General features: G+C 39.2%; 16 protein-coding genes. 5 read left to right on the top strand and 11 right to left on the bottom strand.

Features of this window, described 5'->3' with window-relative positions:
- Positions 1 to 110: IS3 family transposase (locus tag AC1DIT_RS21355; RefSeq protein WP_476998389.1), on the top strand; the 110-nt coding region annotated here is incomplete at its 5' end.
- Between the two features lie 172 nt (positions 111 to 282).
- Here AC1DIT_RS21355 and AC1DIT_RS21350 read toward each other — a convergent pair.
- The 7 genes from AC1DIT_RS21350 to AC1DIT_RS21320 all read right to left on the bottom strand — a co-directional run bounded on the left by AC1DIT_RS21350 (position 283) and on the right by AC1DIT_RS21320 (position 8,189).
- Complete coding sequence (locus tag AC1DIT_RS21350; protein WP_016116824.1) at positions 283 to 585, bottom strand: hypothetical protein; 303 nt, start codon at positions 583 to 585, stop codon at positions 283 to 285.
- A 4-nt stretch (positions 586 to 589) separates the two neighbouring features.
- The gene (menC, locus tag AC1DIT_RS21345) at positions 590 to 1,696 is read right to left on the bottom strand and encodes an o-succinylbenzoate synthase (protein WP_077295616.1); all 1,107 of its coding nucleotides are present in this window, start codon (positions 1,694 to 1,696) and stop codon (positions 590 to 592) included.
- Complete coding sequence (locus AC1DIT_RS21340) at positions 1,697 to 3,142, bottom strand: o-succinylbenzoate--CoA ligase (protein ID WP_016133370.1); 1,446 nt, start codon at positions 3,140 to 3,142, stop codon at positions 1,697 to 1,699. It lies immediately after the preceding gene.
- Positions 3,143 to 3,337: 195 nt separating this feature from the next.
- Positions 3,338 to 4,156 (bottom strand): 1,4-dihydroxy-2-naphthoyl-CoA synthase, encoded by an 819-nt coding sequence (menB, locus tag AC1DIT_RS21335; RefSeq protein ID WP_003201443.1) that lies wholly within the window; start codon positions 4,154 to 4,156, stop codon positions 3,338 to 3,340.
- A gap of 78 nt (positions 4,157 to 4,234) precedes the next feature.
- Positions 4,235 to 5,047: a 2-succinyl-6-hydroxy-2,4-cyclohexadiene-1-carboxylate synthase gene (menH, locus tag AC1DIT_RS21330; protein ID WP_016116827.1), complete on the bottom strand. Its 813-nt coding sequence runs from the start codon at positions 5,045 to 5,047 to the stop codon at positions 4,235 to 4,237.
- Entirely contained in the window at positions 5,044 to 6,798 is a 1,755-nt protein-coding gene (menD, locus tag AC1DIT_RS21325; protein ID WP_016116828.1) for a 2-succinyl-5-enolpyruvyl-6-hydroxy-3-cyclohexene-1-carboxylic-acid synthase, read from the bottom strand. The genes menH and menD overlap by 4 nt, the downstream gene beginning before the upstream one ends.
- Positions 6,795 to 8,189 (bottom strand): isochorismate synthase, encoded by a 1,395-nt coding sequence (locus AC1DIT_RS21320; protein WP_016116829.1) that lies wholly within the window; start codon positions 8,187 to 8,189, stop codon positions 6,795 to 6,797. Before AC1DIT_RS21320 ends, menD begins: the two co-directional genes overlap by 4 nt.
- Before the next feature lie 191 nt (positions 8,190 to 8,380).
- Here AC1DIT_RS21320 and AC1DIT_RS21315 point away from each other — a divergent pair, with 191 nt between their 5' ends.
- Together AC1DIT_RS21315 and AC1DIT_RS21310 are read left to right on the top strand one after the other, a co-directional pair.
- A complete protein-coding gene (locus AC1DIT_RS21315) occupies positions 8,381 to 9,334 on the top strand; it encodes a 1,4-dihydroxy-2-naphthoate polyprenyltransferase (RefSeq protein ID WP_016116830.1) in 954 nt (317 codons plus the stop codon).
- Between the two features lie 216 nt (positions 9,335 to 9,550).
- A complete protein-coding gene (locus AC1DIT_RS21310; protein WP_016133371.1) occupies positions 9,551 to 10,282 on the top strand; it encodes a yteA family sporulation protein in 732 nt (243 codons plus the stop codon).
- 43 nt (positions 10,283 to 10,325) lie between these two features.
- Here AC1DIT_RS21310 and cspD read toward each other — a convergent pair whose 3' ends face one another.
- Complete coding sequence (gene cspD / locus AC1DIT_RS21305) at positions 10,326 to 10,526, bottom strand: cold-shock protein CspD (RefSeq protein WP_001193049.1); 201 nt, start codon at positions 10,524 to 10,526, stop codon at positions 10,326 to 10,328.
- Between the two features lie 591 nt (positions 10,527 to 11,117).
- Here cspD and AC1DIT_RS21300 point away from each other — a divergent pair.
- Positions 11,118 to 11,900 carry a TIGR00266 family protein gene (locus tag AC1DIT_RS21300; RefSeq protein WP_016133372.1) on the top strand — a complete coding sequence of 261 codons (783 nt, stop codon included), beginning with the start codon at positions 11,118 to 11,120 and terminating at the stop codon, positions 11,898 to 11,900.
- A 37-nt stretch (positions 11,901 to 11,937) separates the two neighbouring features.
- On the opposite strand, the gene AC1DIT_RS21295 is transcribed toward AC1DIT_RS21300, so the two are convergent.
- A complete protein-coding gene (locus tag AC1DIT_RS21295; protein WP_016116833.1) occupies positions 11,938 to 12,720 on the bottom strand; it encodes a MerR family transcriptional regulator in 783 nt (260 codons plus the stop codon).
- Between the two features lie 195 nt (positions 12,721 to 12,915).
- On the opposite strand from AC1DIT_RS21295, the gene AC1DIT_RS21290 reads away from it, so the two are divergent.
- Complete coding sequence (locus AC1DIT_RS21290; protein ID WP_016116834.1) at positions 12,916 to 13,638, top strand: lipase family protein; 723 nt, start codon at positions 12,916 to 12,918, stop codon at positions 13,636 to 13,638.
- A gap of 411 nt (positions 13,639 to 14,049) precedes the next feature.
- On the opposite strand, the gene AC1DIT_RS21285 is transcribed toward AC1DIT_RS21290, so the two are convergent.
- Complete coding sequence (locus AC1DIT_RS21285) at positions 14,050 to 16,458, bottom strand: glycogen/starch/alpha-glucan phosphorylase (protein ID WP_016133373.1); 2,409 nt, start codon at positions 16,456 to 16,458, stop codon at positions 14,050 to 14,052.
- An 11-nt stretch (positions 16,459 to 16,469) separates the two neighbouring features.
- Entirely contained in the window at positions 16,470 to 17,906 is a 1,437-nt protein-coding gene (gene glgA, locus AC1DIT_RS21280) for a glycogen synthase GlgA (RefSeq protein ID WP_016116837.1), read from the bottom strand.
- Between the last annotated feature and the right edge of the window lie 60 nt (positions 17,907 to 17,966).

Raw genomic sequence — 17,966 nt, 5'->3', positions numbered from 1 at the left:
CAACTGTGCGAAAGATTGTGCTAGAATACATTCATTACTACAATTGTGTGCGAATTCAAGAAAAATTAAACCACCTATCCCCTAAAGAATATAGGGAACAGATGGTTTAGGTGTTTTGATATGTGTCCCGTTTTCGGGGTTCACTTCAAATCATCGTAGGCTCTTTATCCCGCTATTTGTGGGCAGTAACACTCCCACCTCATTCAGTGAGAGCAAAGAAGTTAAGCAGGAGATGAACTGCCCGTAAAAGCCCGATTGGTGAGGGCTGATTAAAGTTTCACTTTATATACGCTGTACAAACAGCTTTCCTTCTTGCAATATACACTTTTTTAATTGTAGATTAGAGAGCGAATTTAAATGTACCACATCAAATTTCACTCTTCCCTCCAGCTCTTCTATCAACTCAAAACATAACCACTGAAATTGTTTGTGCGAAGCATTCTTCGTTTCAATCGCAATGTGATGACTACATTGATCTGTTACTTCTTTCCTTACTTGAGGCCCAAAAATATATGCAACTTTTACAAATGACACCTTTAACAAATATGCCTGTATAACCCGCAATATATCTTCCCGCTGCCTCATACATTCACCTCTCACATATAATCCGTTTTCTCGTAATCTCTTCTAATCTTTCCCGGTTTACGCCATATCCAAACCCAGGCTCTTTTGGAACAATTACTTTCCCGCCTTGCAATGTTACTTCTGGTGAAATAATATCTCGCTCCCAGTGTCTACTTGAAGCTGAAATATCACCCGGAATCGTAAAGTTCGGGAGTGATGCTAACGCAATATTTTGCGCACGTGAAATCCCCATTTCAACCATACCGCCGCACCAAACAGGAATACCATGTTCCTTGCAATAATCATGAATTTGGATCGATTCTGTTAAACCACCAACTCGTCCCGGTTTAATATTTATAATGCGGCAGCTTCCAAGTGTAATCGCTACTCTTGCATCTTCTAAGCTATGAATACTCTCGTCCAAACAAATAGGTGTCTCTATTTGTTTTTGGAGCTTAGCGTGATCGAGAAAATCGTTATCCGCTAAAGGCTGTTCAATCATCATTAACTGAAATTCATCCAATCGTTTTAATCGCTCAATATCCCCTAACGTATACGCTGAATTTGCATCGACCATTAATGGAATCTTTGGAAAGACTCTTCGTATTTCCTTTATTAGCTCATAATCAAATTCCGGTTTGATTTTCACCTTAAAACGTTGATATCCTTCTTCTGCATACATTTCAATTCGTTTTAACATATTAGAAATCGTATCTAACCCAATCACAACACCGACTTCAATTTCTGGCTGTGTTCCTCCAAGTAAAGTCGCTAATGACCTGTTTTCGCGTTTCGCATACAAATCCCATACAGCGCCTTCTATTCCCGCTTTCGCCATACGGTTACGCTTTATATGCTGAAAGAGACTCGGAATTTCATTTGGATGTGTAATTTCAGCTTTCAATACATCTGGTATTAAAAAATTTTGAAGCATATGAAGTGCCGTTGTTACAGTTTCTTCTGTATACCATGGCTCTGAGAACGCAACAACTTCCCCAAACCCGATATATCCGTCCGCATCCTCAAGTTCAATGACAATACTTTCCCGCGTTTCATACGTTCCGTAGCTTGCTGCAAAAGGAATCACAAGAGGCATTTCTGTTACATAAAGCGTCGCCTTTTTAATTCTCATTTACATCTCCTCCAGCAGGTGCCTTAGTTCCCGTCTTAACAATTTTTTCGAAGCATTACGTGGTAATTCAAGTAAGAAATGCACTTCTCTCGGTACTTTATATCGCGCTAATTTTTCTTCACAAAATTTAATCAGTTCTTCTTCTGTTATATCGTCAGCCTTAACAATAAACGCAACAGGCACTTGTCCCCACTGTTCGTCTGCTTTCCCAACAACTCCTGCTTCCGCCACTTTAGGATTTGCAAGCAGTACTTCTTCAATTTGCGCTGGATAAATATTTTCTCCGCCTGAAACAATGAGATCACTACGACGATCTAATACATATAAAAATCCTTCTTCATCTAAATACCCAAGGTCTCCAGTATGAAGCCAACCGTCTATTATTGTTTCACGCGTTGCGTCTTCACGTTTAAAATAGCCATGTGTCACATTCGGTCCTTTTACAGCAATCTCTCCTTCAACATTCGGTGGCACTACTTCTCCATCCTTCTCAATTCGAAGCTGGCATGAGAAAAGCGGTTTTCCTGCTGAACCAACTTTCGTTAGCATGTAATCAGCTGAAAGTGTGCAAATTTGCGAGGATGTTTCTGTCATACCATATGTTTGGTACACAGGGATTCCTTTTGTTACACATGTTTCTAAAAGTGGCTTTAGTGCTGGTCCTCCGCCTAATAACATGCAACGTAAAGAGCTCGGATATGTTTCCTCTCCAAGTCTTTCTAATAAATCCATTAACATCTTAGAAACGACAGATATGATTGTTATCCCCCGCGTTTTTATTGCCTCATGAATGAAATCAGGATCATATTTCGGAACGAGTAAAATCCGCATACCGTACATAATATTTTTCATTAACAGAGATAATCCGCCTACATGAAACATTGGCATGCACGCTAACCAACAATCATCATCGCGAAGCCCTAAGTTAAGTGATGATCCAACGGCACTCGCCCAGTGATTACCGTATGTTAAGATAACCCCTTTCGGCTTTCCTGTTGTTCCTGACGTATAAATAATTGTCATCGATTCTTCTAAAGAAAACTCCTCTTGAACGACTGCAGTTTTCTTCGGTCCGTTCACTACCTCTTCAAATGCATATACTAGTACCTGTTCTGTTTCAAATTCTTGGTCCGTTACTAAGCAAACAACTTCAGCATCATCCATTTGCCAAAGTAGCTCTTCTCTTGAAAGACGTGTATTTAGAAGTACAGCTACTGCCCCAATATAAGATAAGGCGTGAATTACTGTAATCATCTGGGTACCATTTTTCATCAGAACAGCCACTTTTTGACCTTTTGCTATCTGTAAGTATGAAAGGTGTTCACAAACAGATCCTACTTTTTCATGCAGTTCTAAAAATGTAATCTTCTCCTCTTTTGTCTCAATCGCAGTGCGCTCTGGTGTTAAAAAAGCACGTTGCATTAACCAATTGGGCATTGTCTCCATTACACATTCTCCTTCCATTAAAGAAAGAGACTTGATGTACAATCAAGTCTCTTGTTTTTGTTCCCGCTTTTAATCTTATCCAGCTACAGCAGCTAGAATGTTCGGTGGCTTCTCTTCTTCCTGCAAGGCAAACTACGCCTCTTCGTCAGAAGCTCCATCCCTCTCACATTCTGAACGAGCCGCTTCCGCTTTTAATCACGGAAAACGAGGGAATTGTCCGAAGTCTGGACGACGTTTTTCTTTGAACGCGTCGCGGCCTTCTTTTGCTTCGTCAGTTGTGTAGTACAATAACGTTGCGTCTCCCGCTAGTTGCTGGATACCAGCTAAACCGTCTGTATCTGCATTGAATGCAGCTTTTAAGAAACGAAGTGCCATTGGGCTGTTTGCTAAGATTTCTTCTGCCCATTGGACTGTTTCTGCTTCTAGCTCTTCTAATGGTACAACTGTGTTTACTAAGCCCATATCAAGTGCTTCTTGTGCACTGTATTGACGGCATAGGTACCAAATTTCACGAGCTTTCTTATGACCTACCATACGAGCTAAATAACCAGCTCCATATCCGCCATCAAAGCTACCTACTTTAGGACCAGTTTGTCCGAATACAGCGTTGTCTGCTGCGATTGTTAAATCACATACGATATGAAGTACGTGTCCACCRCCAATTGCATAACCTGCTACCATTGCGATAACTGGTTTAGGGATTGCGCGAATTAAACGTTGTAAGTCTAATACGTTTAAGCGTGGGATTTGGTCTTCACCTACATATCCACCATGACCGCGAACTTTTTGGTCGCCGCCAGAACAGAATGCACGTCCACCTTCACCTGTTAAAATGATAACGCCAACATTTGCATCATCACGTGCTTGTGCAAATGCATCGATTAACTCCATTACCGTTTTAGGACGGAATGCATTATGTACTTCAGGACGGTTAATCGAAATCTTTGCGATACCATTGTATGTGGAATAAATAATATCTTCATAATTGCCTTCTTTTACCCATTCAATAGCCATTATTCTTACCTCCTTTTATTGTGCTAATGGTTGTCCACTAGCCTCTATAAGTTCTACTTTCCTCAAAAGAAAAAAGTGTCACTGTATGGTTTTGAGAAATCCCTCTACTATTGTACCAAACTTTTGCGGTTGTTCCACATGAATTGCATGACCAGCCCCATCAATTTTGACAAATTTCGCGTGAGGGATGCGTTTTTGTATATTTTGTAAGATGTGAAAGAACTTCTGATCGCTCTCTCCATTCATTAACAAGACAGGCATTTTGAGCTCTTCAAGCTGACTCCACCAAGAAGGCTGAGCTCCTGTTCCCATGCCCCGAAGGCTATTTGCGAGTCCTTTCGGGTTATTAGCAAGTCGCTCTTTCCTTACTTGTTCTTGCACACCTTGTGATAACTTTTTTTGCGTTGCAAACAGCGGGATATTTTCCCATCTATTTACGAAAGCTTCTATTCTCTCTAATTCAATTCGATCTGCAAGCTGTTCATCGCGCGCTCGGCGCTCTTTCCGGTCCGATTCCATCTCAAGTCCAGCTGTGCAGTTCTCTAATAAAAGAGATTTCACGCGGTTTGGATATAAGCATGCCATCGTAATCGCCAGTCTTCCGCCCATTGAATAGCCGAGTATATGTGCTTTTTCAATATTCAAATGATCGAGTAGTGTCGTCATTTGAAGTGCTACATTTTGAATATCATAATGCGTAAGTTCCTCAGGACTTTCCGTTTTTCCATGTCCCACAAGATCAACTGTGATGACTTGGAACTGTTTACTCCATGCAGGAATAAACGAATGCCACGTTTCCATGCTCCCCGTAAAACCATGAAGAAGTAGAAGTGGCTCTCCACTACCGACCACTTCATATTCATACGTTATACCTTGCAGCACTACTTTCATTCCGATTCACCTTGCAAAATTTCCGTAGCAATCTTCGATGTACTTGCCCATAAATCACGGTGCAATTGTAAATTCTCTTCTCGGTTTGTACAAATTTCCACAACGTGTAACTCTTTTTCCATTGTCCCTTTTTTTACTTCATGACGAAATGCATCCCAGTCATTTACACGCGAGAATGAACCACCGTACATTTTAACAACATGTTCATAATCAAGCCCAAGCGGCGTTCCGAATAATGATTCAAAATGTTCTTTTGACTTGTATTGTGGTAGGAATGAGAAGATGCCACCACCATCATTATTAACAACGACAATTGTTACGTTTAAATCATGTAATTTTGCTGCTAAGAGTCCATTTAGGTCATGATAAAATGATAAATCACCAATGACTAATACGAGCGGTTCACAAACAGTGCTCGCTCCTAAGGATGTTGAAATAATCCCATCAATCCCATTCACACCACGGTTTGCCATGACATGAATTTTTTTATCTATGTTAAAGAAAAATGTATCTGTGTCACGAATTGGCATGCTATTGCTGACAAATAACGTCGCTTCCTCTTGTAACACATGCACAATGTCTGTAATCACTTTTCCTTCAAACGCTGTTTCATATGTTTCGATTTCACGAAGCTTTTTCTTCGTCGCATCGTTTATATGTTTCCACATCTCGCACCAATCATTCTGTTCTCGCTTTTGCATATTATCTATCATTGCTTTACAAAACGAGACGTCGCTTGCACATACCACTTCCGTTGCTACAAGAGCTGGATCTCTCCATTTTCCTGATTCATCTACAACAATATGGACAGCAGCCGTTTGTTTCTTTATATATTGCGTTAATGCCTTAGATACTGGCATACCACCGAAACGAATAATGACATCTGGCTTCCATGTATCCTTCAACCATTCATTTCGTAAAAATGTATCATAGCAATCGATTACCAATGATTTATCATGATTACCGCTCCGAAGACCTGAAAGCGGATCTGCCAAAATTGGATATCCAGTTTTCTCAGCAAACTGCGTGATAACTTCAGCAATCTCTGGATGACTATCGTCTCCACAAATAATAAGCCCCTTTTCCATACTCGAAAGGCGCTCTGTAAGAGAACTTACATATTCACTCGTCATCGCCATATTCCCTTGATGAACTGCCCCTGTATATTCACCTCGTCCTTTTTCCCATAATTCCTCTAAAGAAAAGTCAGGGATCAACGGCTCCCGAAGTGGAAAATTAATATGGACAGGTCCCCTTGGTGCAAGAGATGCAATTGCAACAGCACGTCCGGCTGTCATACGAGCATAATGATACATCGGCTCTCTAGCTTCTGGCAGTGCCATCTCCATAAACTGTTTCACAAAGGAGCCATATAGGTTCAGCTGATTCATTGCCTGCGGGGCACCAACATCTCTTAGTTCATGTGGTCTATCTGCTGTTAAGACAAGCAATGGCACACGCGAATGAAAGGCTTCACAAATTGCTGGATAATAGTTCGCTGCCGCTGTTCCTGATGTACATAAAATCGCTACAGGACGCTTCTTCGCCTTCGCAATACCGAGCGCGAAAAAAGCAGCTGATCGTTCATCTACATGCAAATATGTTTTTATCTGTTCATGTTGCTCCATTAGCAAGGCTAGCGGCGTTGACCGCGAACCTGGACTAATGACAACATCATATACATTTAGACGCGCCAGTTCGTCCACAAACGCGCCTAAATAATATGATAATGCTTCTATATGATTATTCATTTCATTAATTCCTCCAAAGCACCAAGCATCGGTCTAAACTTCAAACTTGTTTCTTCATATTCAAGCTGTGGTACTGAATCAATCACAATACCGCAGCCGGCAAATAAGGATGCCTTGTCACCATTTAATAGCCCGCAGCGCAGGGCTACCGCAAATTCGCCGTTCCCTTTGTCATCTATCCAGCCGATTGGTGCTCCGTACAATCCACGGTCTAATAACTCTACATCACGGATGAGCTTCATCGCCGCGTGGCGTGGCGTACCACCAAGTGCTGGCGTTGGATGCAGTTCTTCCACCATTGAAAGAAGTGATGCTTCACCTTTCGCTTCAACCGGTGTATATAAATGTAGTAAATTTTTTGTTGTTAATAAACCTGGACGCTGCGGAATAGTAACGGATTCACAATGCTCTGTTAATACGCCACGAATCATATTTACTACATAACCATGCTCTGCTAAATTCTTTTCATCATGAAGAAGTGCATTACCATTTTGCTTACTTTCTTCTATAGAATTACCATGACCAATCGAACCAGCAAGGCACATCGATGTAAATTTCCCGCCTTCTTTTCGAATTAATCTCTCAGGCGTTGCTCCTAAAAAGCATGCTCCTTTATAATCGAAGGAAAACACGTAACAATCCGGTTGCCCAATACGGAGCGCTTCTAAAACACGAGCAGAATCAATATTCTGATCCATCGTTAGTTTTAATTCTCTTGCCAATACAACCTTTTGTACAATTCCTTTTTTCATTTCATCCTGCACTTTTACAATTGCATCCATCCAGCTCTTCGGATCAACTTCTACTTTAGAAGTTACTGTTAATTTCGCTTCTGTAAGCGGGCATTTGCATTCTTCTAAAATTCTTTTTTCCAAAGAAACAATTTCTTCACACACTTCCTGTGCAGAGTCTTCAGCTGAAATAAATGTATTCATTGTTAACCATGCTTTTTCATTTTTTACCGTTAAAAGAAAAGCCGGTAACGATAATGTTGTATCTTTAAATTCTTCCCAAAGATCCGTTTGTTCTTTTTCTGGATCAAATGAAAAGCTACCAAATAAAAGTGGACCCGTTCCAAATTCATACTCTTCTCTGTGAACAATTGCTTTCTCTTGCACTTCACTCCACTTTTCGCGGGCATTTTGAAAGCGTTTGTCAGAAGAATTTGCTATAGTGAAAACAGAGCCAATTCCAGCAAATATGACATGCTGAGATGGGTCTGCAAAATAACATCTATTTTCGTATGCAATCCTTTTTCCTGCTGCATAAAAAAGAAGCGGATCCATCCAATCTATTTGTTTTACAAAACTGACCAATGTTTTTTCATTCGTCGCATGTTTAATAGCTGCCAAAATCACTTCTTGTAAATCTTTTTGTTTCGTCTGAATCACAAAGTCTCCCCCCTATGGGCGAAAAATAGTCATAAATACGCTTGATTTTAAGATACACCTCAAACGAAAGCCCTGTCAACGTTTAGCATTTCTGAGAAATTCCCCTTCTCTTCCTAGAAAATAAACGTTGACACTAAATGCTGCTTTTCCTACACTTAATTGTGTATATTATGTGACAAGGAGGATTCAACATGGAAATGAAAGTCGAAACGAATTCCTCTCCTATGTCGCCAAAGCCAAGTAAACAAACAGGCTGGCGCATTTGGTGGAGTTTATTACGTCCTCATACATTAACAGCCGCTTTTGTTCCTGTTTTTATTGGAACAGCTTATGCAATGCAAGTAGGGGGTATCAATCAAATACATCTCCCTCTTTTCTTTATCATGCTTCTTGCTTGTCTTCTCATTCAAGCAGCAACAAACATGTTTAATGAATACTTTGATTATAAAAGAGGATTAGATCACGAAGGTTCAGTTGGTATCGGTGGTGCCATTGTCCGCGACGGTATTCAACCAAAAACAGTCCTTAATTTAGCATTTGGATTTTTCGGTATCGCAATGCTATTAGGCGTTTATATTTGTATGAACTCTAGCTGGTGGCTTGCTGCAATCGGTCTTGTTTGTATGGCTGTTGCTTACCTTTATACAGGCGGCCCACTTCCGATTGCCTATACGCCTTTTGGAGAATTAACAGCAGGATTATTTATGGGTGTTATTATTATTGGTATTTCATTTTTCATTCAGACAGGAACTGTAACATCAGAAATTATTTTAGTATCTATTCCAAATGCGATTTTAATTGGAGCGATTTTACTTTCCAACAACATTCGTGATTTAGATGGAGATAAAGAAAATGGCCGTAATACATTAGCGATTATTGTTGGACGTGAGAACGCAATTGGTGTCCTTGCTTCCATGTTTATTGTTTCCTACATTTGGACAATTGCCCTGATCATTGTCGGAATCGTGTCCCCATGGATGCTGATTGTTTTCCTAAGTGCCCCGAAAGCATTTAAAGCGACAAAAGGATTTATCGGCAAAAGGATTCCAATGGAAATGGCACCTGCGATGATCGCGACGGCAAAAACAAATACAATCTTTGGTTTCTTAATGGGAATCGGACTATTACTTGGTTATTTCCTATAAAAGAGGAGCTGCTAGAGCAGCTCCTTTTTCCATTTTCAAAATATATCGGCGATTTTTTAAATATATCGACCGTTTCTCCTCATATATCGGCACTTCGACACAACATATCGATCGCTCGACATTTTACAGCACGATCGACTCACTCAAATACCGGGATATTTCCCGCAATCAAGCTCATACTACATAAAGAAACCGAATTGTAGGAAGGTGGATACTATGTTAACTCCACAACAAATCAATCATTTTAAATCCATTTTAGAAAAGCAACTGCACGAAATTGAACAAACGCTGCAAAGTCATGAAGGCGAAGACCGCGCCTCTGAACGGGAATCTGTTGGAGAATTATCCGCTTATGACAATCATCCCGGCGATATGGCTACCGAATTATATGAACGCGAGAAAGACTTCGGGCTTATTGAATTTTGGCATAAGCAACTGCAAGATACGAAGCATGCCTTGCAAAAAATCGAAGCTGGCACATATGGGGTTTGCGAAGTTTCTGGTGAAGAAATTCCACTAGAAAGATTAGAAGCGATGCCAACTGCTACGACCTGTATAGAACATACAACGAATAAATTAAACTTAAGCGCACGTCCCGTTGAAGAAGAATTAGTAGAGCCACCGTTTGGCAAATACGATATGGACAGTGCCGTAGGATACGATGCAGAGGATGCTTGGCAAGATGTTGCTTTATACGGAACATCAGAAACACCATCTGATTTAGAACGCCGCGACTCGAAAAACTTTGATGAGATGTATGTAGATGCTGAAGAACCACGCGGTTACGTAGAAGACTTTGAAAACTTCATCGGAACAGATATGTATGGAAAGAACCCACAGGTGTATGCAACAAAAGAGCATGAAGAATATGAACAGATGCTGGATGATTTTGAAGAAAAAACTTATAAAGGTGAGTTATCTCCGAATGAGTCTAGTTCAAAAGAATAAAAAAGCATTCCGAAATTCGGAATGCTTTTTTCTCGCTAGCTAATTAGTTTTTTGTAACGTTAGCAGCTTGTGGTCCACGGTTACCTTCAACGATTTCGAAAGAAACTTCTTGACCTTCTTCTAAAGTTTTGAAGCCGTCGCCTTGGATAGCTGAGAAATGTACGAATACATCGTCTCCACCTTCAACTTCGATGAAACCAAAACCTTTTTCGCCGTTAAACCATTTAACTTTACCTGTTTGCATGTCATGTACCTCCTAAATAAAAATGAAACTATGAATCCACATGAAAAGGTGGATATAAAGGACATGAATGTATCTCAGACCTGATGCCTTGAATTAAACACGCTTTATTTCCGTACCACATTATGTAGCTCAATAGTGATTTCACTATATCACGCTCTATCAAAAAGGTCAAATGAGAACACTTTCATTTCAGCATTTTTCTCATATTTTTTTAAAAGGTTCACAAAATATGTAAACTATATATAAAGTGAAACTTTAATCAGTGGGGGTTTTCTTCATCCCCCACTGATTATGAGTTGAACGAATCGGGCTTTTACGGACAGTTCATCTCCCGCCTAACTTCTTTGCTTTCGCTGAATTTTGAGGTGGGAGTGTTACTGTCCGTTAATGCGGGATAAATTAAAAAACTGATATAAAACCTTTCTTTTTAGAGGGGCAATCGCGAGCAGGTCACCTGTTGTTTTTCGTAGCAGTGACTTATATGTTGAACAATCAAAACAGATTTTTCTTTAAAAATTAACAAAACGATAGTTTTCTAATCTCATTAATTTCTGTACAATATTAGTATCCACTACATATGAGGTGAAAATAATGAAGGCACATGAAATTGAGTATAAATTATATGGCGATGATATGCAGTTTGTTGAAATTGAATTAGATCCAGAAGAAAGCGTAATTGCAGAAGCTGGAGCAATGATGATGATGGAAGACCATATTGAAATGGAAACAATCTTCGGTGACGGTGCCGGAAAGTCTAGCGGCCTATTTGGTAAATTAATGGGTGCCGGAAAACGACTCGTTACAGGTGAGAGTATGTTTATGACCGTATTTACAAATACAGGTCATGGCAAACGTCACGTATCATTTGCTGCACCTTACCCTGGAAAAATCGTTCCAGTTGATTTAACAGAATATCAAGGCAAAGTAGTTTGTCAAAAAGATGCATTCCTTTGCGCCGCAAAAGGTGTTTCTATCGGAATTGAATTCACGAAAAAAATTGGTAGCGGCTTCTTCGGCGGTGAAGGCTTCATTATGCAGAAGCTTGAAGGTGATGGCCTTGCTTTCATGCACGCAGGTGGCACAGTATACAAACGTGAGCTTAAGCCCGGTGAAAGACTCCGCATTGATACAGGGTGTCTTGTTGCAATGACAAGAGATGTTGCCTACGACATTCAATTCGTAGGCAACGTAAAAACTGCGTTATTTGGCGGAGAAGGTTTATTCTTCGCTACATTAGAAGGACCAGGAACAGTTTGGCTTCAATCCTTAACATTAAGCCGTTTAGCAGCGCGTCTTACAAGTCCTGCAGCTCAAAGCAGCGGGGAAGGTAGCGTTTTAGGTGGACTTGGTCGCCTCCTTGATGGAAAAGAGTAAAATCTAAATCGCTACGTCATAAGACGTAGCGATTTTTTCACTTATCCTTTTCTCCTGTAGGACTGTACATACCATTTTGAATCATATAATACTCCATCGCCCCATTTAACCACTCCTCTTCTTCCTTTGTATATGGTGATGGAATCATATTCCCATACTGATCTTCCATATTTTCTAATCCACTTAAAGAATTTACCGCTTCTTCTCCAACATATGTAAGAGTTGCCTTCATATGTTGATCGACAAGCTTTTGTACTTCTGGATCATGGACTGGTTTTCCAAATAATCTCTTTACCTCCTTCGACAACTGAATAAATTCTTTATCCAATGCCACCATCTCTTCTTCAGATTTATCGTATAATCGATCAACGACTTCCTTATCCATATATTCCTCAAGCCATAGGCGTTGTTCACTTTCTTTTTGTATATTACAAATTAAACTCATTAAAATGTCACTATCTACTTGCCCTTCATCTTCTAATAAAGTAATTGTTCGATTAATTGCTTTCAAAGAAATTTCGATATGCTCCTTTTTCTCTTCAAAAGCTTGTTTCTGACTTTGTAATGTTTCTTTTAAACTTACATTAAGGCTAGACATATTTATCATTGCAGATATTTCGTCTAGACTATATCCTAAAAATTTTAGACTTACTATTTTTTGCAACGTTAAGATGTCTTGCTTTTTATATATTCGACGTCCGGAACTAGGATGTTTTTCGGGTTTAAGTAATCCAATTTCATCGTAATAATGTAGCGTCCGTATTGATATGCCTGTTCTTTTCGAAAACTCTCCAATTAAATAGTTTTCACTTTTACTCATCTTAAATCCCCCCTACATTCTTTTTACCGATGTGGTTACTCAAATCATACTACCTCACGTAACTGGAGGTTCAAGTATTAATTTGTAAAAAACATTCATTTTTCATTGCACTTTGTTTTCAAGCCACTCAAAGAATGATTCCCCATTCCCACTCATATATTGAACTATTACTTCTTCTTTAGGAGGGCTTCTCTGATGCGTGCTCCTTTATCCTTTGATAAAGATACTGCCATATTGCTAGCTTCTTGTTGCGAGTTAACATATGATCAATATAAACAAAATGGGATTTTTCAAATACCTGAAGGATTTCAATATGTACAAGGTTTTCAGGCTAAGGTTATGCAAACAACAGAGTGGTTTGGATTCATATTAGAATCTGAAGATACAGTCATCGTAGCGTTTCGAGGGACCCAATCCGATCCAGAGTGGGTCATTGATTCACTTGTGAACCAAAAACTTTATCCATACGCCTTAAATAGCGGAAACGTCCATAACGGCTTTCTCTCTGTTTATGAATCATGCCGTGATACGATTATGGATATGCTCGTATCTTTACCATCAGATAAAAAACTACTCGCCACAGGGCATAGCCTAGGCGGAGCACTTGCCACACTACACATATTAGATGCACGCGTTAATACTGCGTTTGCACAATACGGTCTCTATAACTTCGCCTCTCCAAAGGTTGGAGATATCACCTTTCGAAACTACTACAAAATGCAAGTAGCAAGCAGCTTTCGCTTCGTTAATTTATTCGATGTGGTCCCGCTTCTTCCACCGCGCAAAGTGCATTTTCATGACCAAGACTGGGAGTATACACATGTTCATCACAACTTGACATTTACGAAAAATACAAAATCCATCACCAACAACCACGCCATGTCAACATACAAAACATGTCTGACTTCTCATTTTTGATACAGAAACATTTGGAAAAAATATACTATTATATTATAATAATCTATGTAATTACTTTTGGATGAGAGGACCTTACATGCTAAAATATTTCTTTGCAATTTTTCTCGTTATAATTTTTACGGTCACAGGTTTCTGTACATTCTCATACTTTGCTACAGAGGAATACGGTGGGACTGGTGTTTTGTATTCAGTAAATCCTTATATCTCAGTAGCAAACTAAGTAAAAATAGCTTGGAAAATTCCCAAGCTATTTTTACTTTACGAATTCCATTCAAATAAATAAAAGCCCCTCAAAATCTTCACAAGGGACTCTGTCTTATTCCTATATATCCATTTTGATTTTCCAACATATAAAGCGACCAGATCCTCTCTCCCACCTAAAAAGAAAGATTTTTAATTTATATCTTCAACTCACAAAAGCTTAACCCTATCACCAATACCCCAAATCTCATTACTATACTGCAGAATCGTTCGATCACTAGCAAAGTATCCTGATTGTGCAATATTAATGATAGACATTTCTAGCCACTTTCTTCGGTTTTCATATGCTCTTCCTACATCTTCTTGACGCTCTGCATATGGACTAAAATCACGAAGGACAAAGTACTCGTCATTTTGAATAACAAGAGAATCATAAATTGCTTCAAATTCGGCTGCAACATTTGTGAAAAAGCCATTTATTAACTGATCGACTACTTTTTTTATGTGCATATTATGGTGATAGTAATCATTTGCACGATATCCACCATTTTGATAATAATGAAGCACCTCTTCCGCTGTTAGACCAAAGATAAAACAGGCTTCATCTCCTACTTTTTCTCTTATTTCAATATTGGCCCCATCCAGCGTTCCGAGCGTAATTGCACCATTCATCATAAACTTCATATTCCCTGTTCCTGATGCCTCTTTACTTGCTGTAGAGATTTGCTCACTTACATCTGCTGCTGGGAAAATATCTTCAGCTAAAGAAACCCGATAGTTTTCTAGAAAGATAACTTTCATATATTGACTCACATATGGATCTTGATTTACCTTTCTAGCAAGTTCATTTATTAATTTAATAATTTTTTTCGCATAATAATAGCCTGGCGATGCTTTCGCTCCAAAAATAAATGTACGCGGATAAAACGAAAAGCTTGAATCTTCTTTTAAACGATTGTACAAATACAAAATATGTAACACATTTAATAGTTGCCTTTTATAAGCGTGCAATCGTTTTACTTGTACATCAAAAATGGAACTCGGGTCAACGATAATCCCCATCTTGTTTTGAATTTGCTCTGCTAAAATATATTTACGCTCTTGCTTTACATCATGCAACTTGTCTTGAAAAGCAGTGTCATGTTGAAAGCTTTGCATTAATTGCAACTGAATCGGTTGCTTCTTCCATTCCGTTCCAATTGCTTCTGAAATGAGATTTGCAAGCTGCGGGTTCGCCTTCATAAGCCAGCGCCGATGCGCGATTCCATTTGTCTTATTGTTAAATTTCTCCGGATAAAAATCATAAAACAATCGCATTTCACGTTGCTTTAAAATTTCCGTATGAATTTTTGCCACGCCATTTACACTATGGCTTCCGACAATTGCTAAATGTGCCATTTTGACAAGATCATGCGCGATAATTGCCATATCTTCAATCCGCTTCCACTCATACGGATATCGCTCCCACAGTTCATGACAAAAGCGTTCATTGATTTCTTCAATAATCATATAAATCCGTGGTAATAACGGTTTAAAAATATGGATTGGCCACTTCTCAAGTGCTTCTGATAATGTCGTATGATTCGTATAAGAAATTGTCTGAGTCGTAATATCCCACGCTTCTTCCCAAGCAAGCTTTTCTTCATCTAGTAAAATACGCATGAGTTCTGGAATTGCTAAAACGGGATGCGTATCGTTAATGTGAATCGCGATTTTCTCATGTAAATTACGAAGCGTTCCATTTCGCTCTCTATGCATGCGAACAATGTTTTGTAAGCTTGCTGATACAAGGAAATACTGCTGCTTTAAACGTAGTATTTTCCCTTCATCATGCGTATCATCCGGGTATAAAAATTCTGATACCACTTCTGTTTCACGTTTATATTTCAAAATATCTTTACAATTTTGTGGAAAAGGAACCGGCTCTGCATTCCAAAGGCGAAGTGTATTCACAGTATCCGTTTCATATCCAACAACCGGAACGTCATATGGAACTGCCATAATCACTTCTGCATTCGTATGACGAAATTCGAGGCGACCATTCATTTCTATCGGTTCTACATTTCCAAAGTAGCTCACTTCTACCGCTTGATCGTGTCGTCTTACTTCCCAAACATTTTCATGAAGGAGCCACTGTTCTGGTAATTCTACTTGATATCCATCCACAATTTTTTGATCAAACAAGCCATGCTTATAACGAATACCACATCCGTGCCCTGGAAGATTTAAAGATGCAAGTGAATCGAGAAAACAGGCTGCAAGGCGGCCAAGTCCTCCATTGCCAAGCCCTGCATCCGCTTCACCTTCTTCCAATTCCTTTAATGAAATTCCAAGCTCTGAAAGGCCTTGTTCACATACATCACGGATACCTAGATTTAGTAAGTTACTACCGAGCAAACGACCAAGTAAAAACTCAATAGACAAGTAATACATTTGCTTTTGATTCCCTGTCCGGTACCTTTCATTTGTTGCAATCCAATGCTGATTCATATACTCACGTACCATACGACCAAGTGTATTATACTGGTCACGACTGGTAGAATCTTTGAAACTTTTTCCACACATCGTTTCTAGTTTTTCTAAAAAGGCTACTTTAAAGCTTTCAACATGAGTAAACATTTTTTCACCACCTAAGAGTGTTTCAGCAAACTTTTATATAGTTCCTTATATTCAAGAGCTGACTTTTTCCAGCTATAATCCTCTGTCATCGCTTGTTTTACAAGCTGATTCCATACTGGTTGATTATGATAATACTTCAGTGCACGACGAACCGTATGTAACATGTCATGAGCGTTAAAATTTCTAAAGCTGAAGCCATTTCCATTCTCTGTTTTCTCATTATAAGACTGAACTGTATCGTTCAATCCTCCCGTCTCTCTTACAATTGGGATCACACCATATGCCAGTGCAATGAGCTGTCCGAGTCCGCATGGTTCAAATAATGATGGCATTAAAAATAAATCGCTCCCTGCATATACTTGATGCGCTAGCTCTTCATTAAACCCGATATACACTTTCACTTTTTCTGGATACTCATATGCCATCCATTCGAAAAACTGCTCATATTCAGAATCCCCTGATCCTAAAATGATACATTGTACATCGTCTTCCATCATTTCATGAAAGACAGTACGTACTAAATCAAGGCCTTTTTGCTTTGTTAATCGCGTTACCATCGAAATAATTGGCGTATCTTCTTTTTCCGACAAACCAAAATAGCGCTGTAATGCACGTTTGTTTTCTTGTTTTTCATACAATGATTCTGCATCATACTGCGTGGTAATAAATGAGTCCGTTTTCGGATTATATACGCTCGTATCAATACCATTTATAATCCCGCTCAACTTATCATTATATTTCCGTAACAAACCATCTAATTTTTCACCAAAAAATTCATATTGGATCTCTTCTTTATACGTCGGGCTAACCGCTGTAATGCGATCTGAAGCGATGATGCCGCCTTTCATAAAGTTAACGTTCCCATAAAATTCAAGCTGTTCACTATCAAAATATTCATCACCAAGTTCCAGTAAATCATGCATAACTTCACGAGGAAACACACCCTGGAACTGCAAATTATGAATCGTATAAACAGTTTTAATATGCTCATACAATGGATGATCCCCATACTTTTCACGCAGTAAAAAATTCGCCATCGCTGTATGCCAATCGTGACTGTGAAGGATGTCCACTTCAAAATCTAGGTGCGGCATACACTCTAACACCGCCTTAGAAAAGAAAGAAAAACGTTCTCCATCATCATAATGTCCATAAAGAGAATCCCTTTTAAAATAATATTCATTGTCGATTAAATAATACGTAATCCCGCCTTGCTCCCCTTTTAAAATCCCGCAATATTGATTTCGCCAGCCGAGCTGCACATTGATTACCTTATGAAGCGTACATGCTTCTCGCAAGTGCTTGGGAATAAGGCTGTAGTTTGGTAGGATAATACGGACGTTTACTCCTAATTTTTTCAATTCTTTTGGAAGTGCACCCGCCACATCTGCTAAGCCACCTGATTTAATAAACGGTACGCATTCTGATACTGCAAATAAAATATTCACGTGTTGTTCCACTGTCTGAAAAGCGTGTACACCATGATCCGCCCTTCTTACAGCTTCCTC

The sequence above is a fragment of the Bacillus sp. 05T22 genome, from assembly GCF_056396765.1.
Note: the sequence above shows the minus strand (reverse complement) of the source record. Positions and strands in the feature narration are given on the sequence as shown.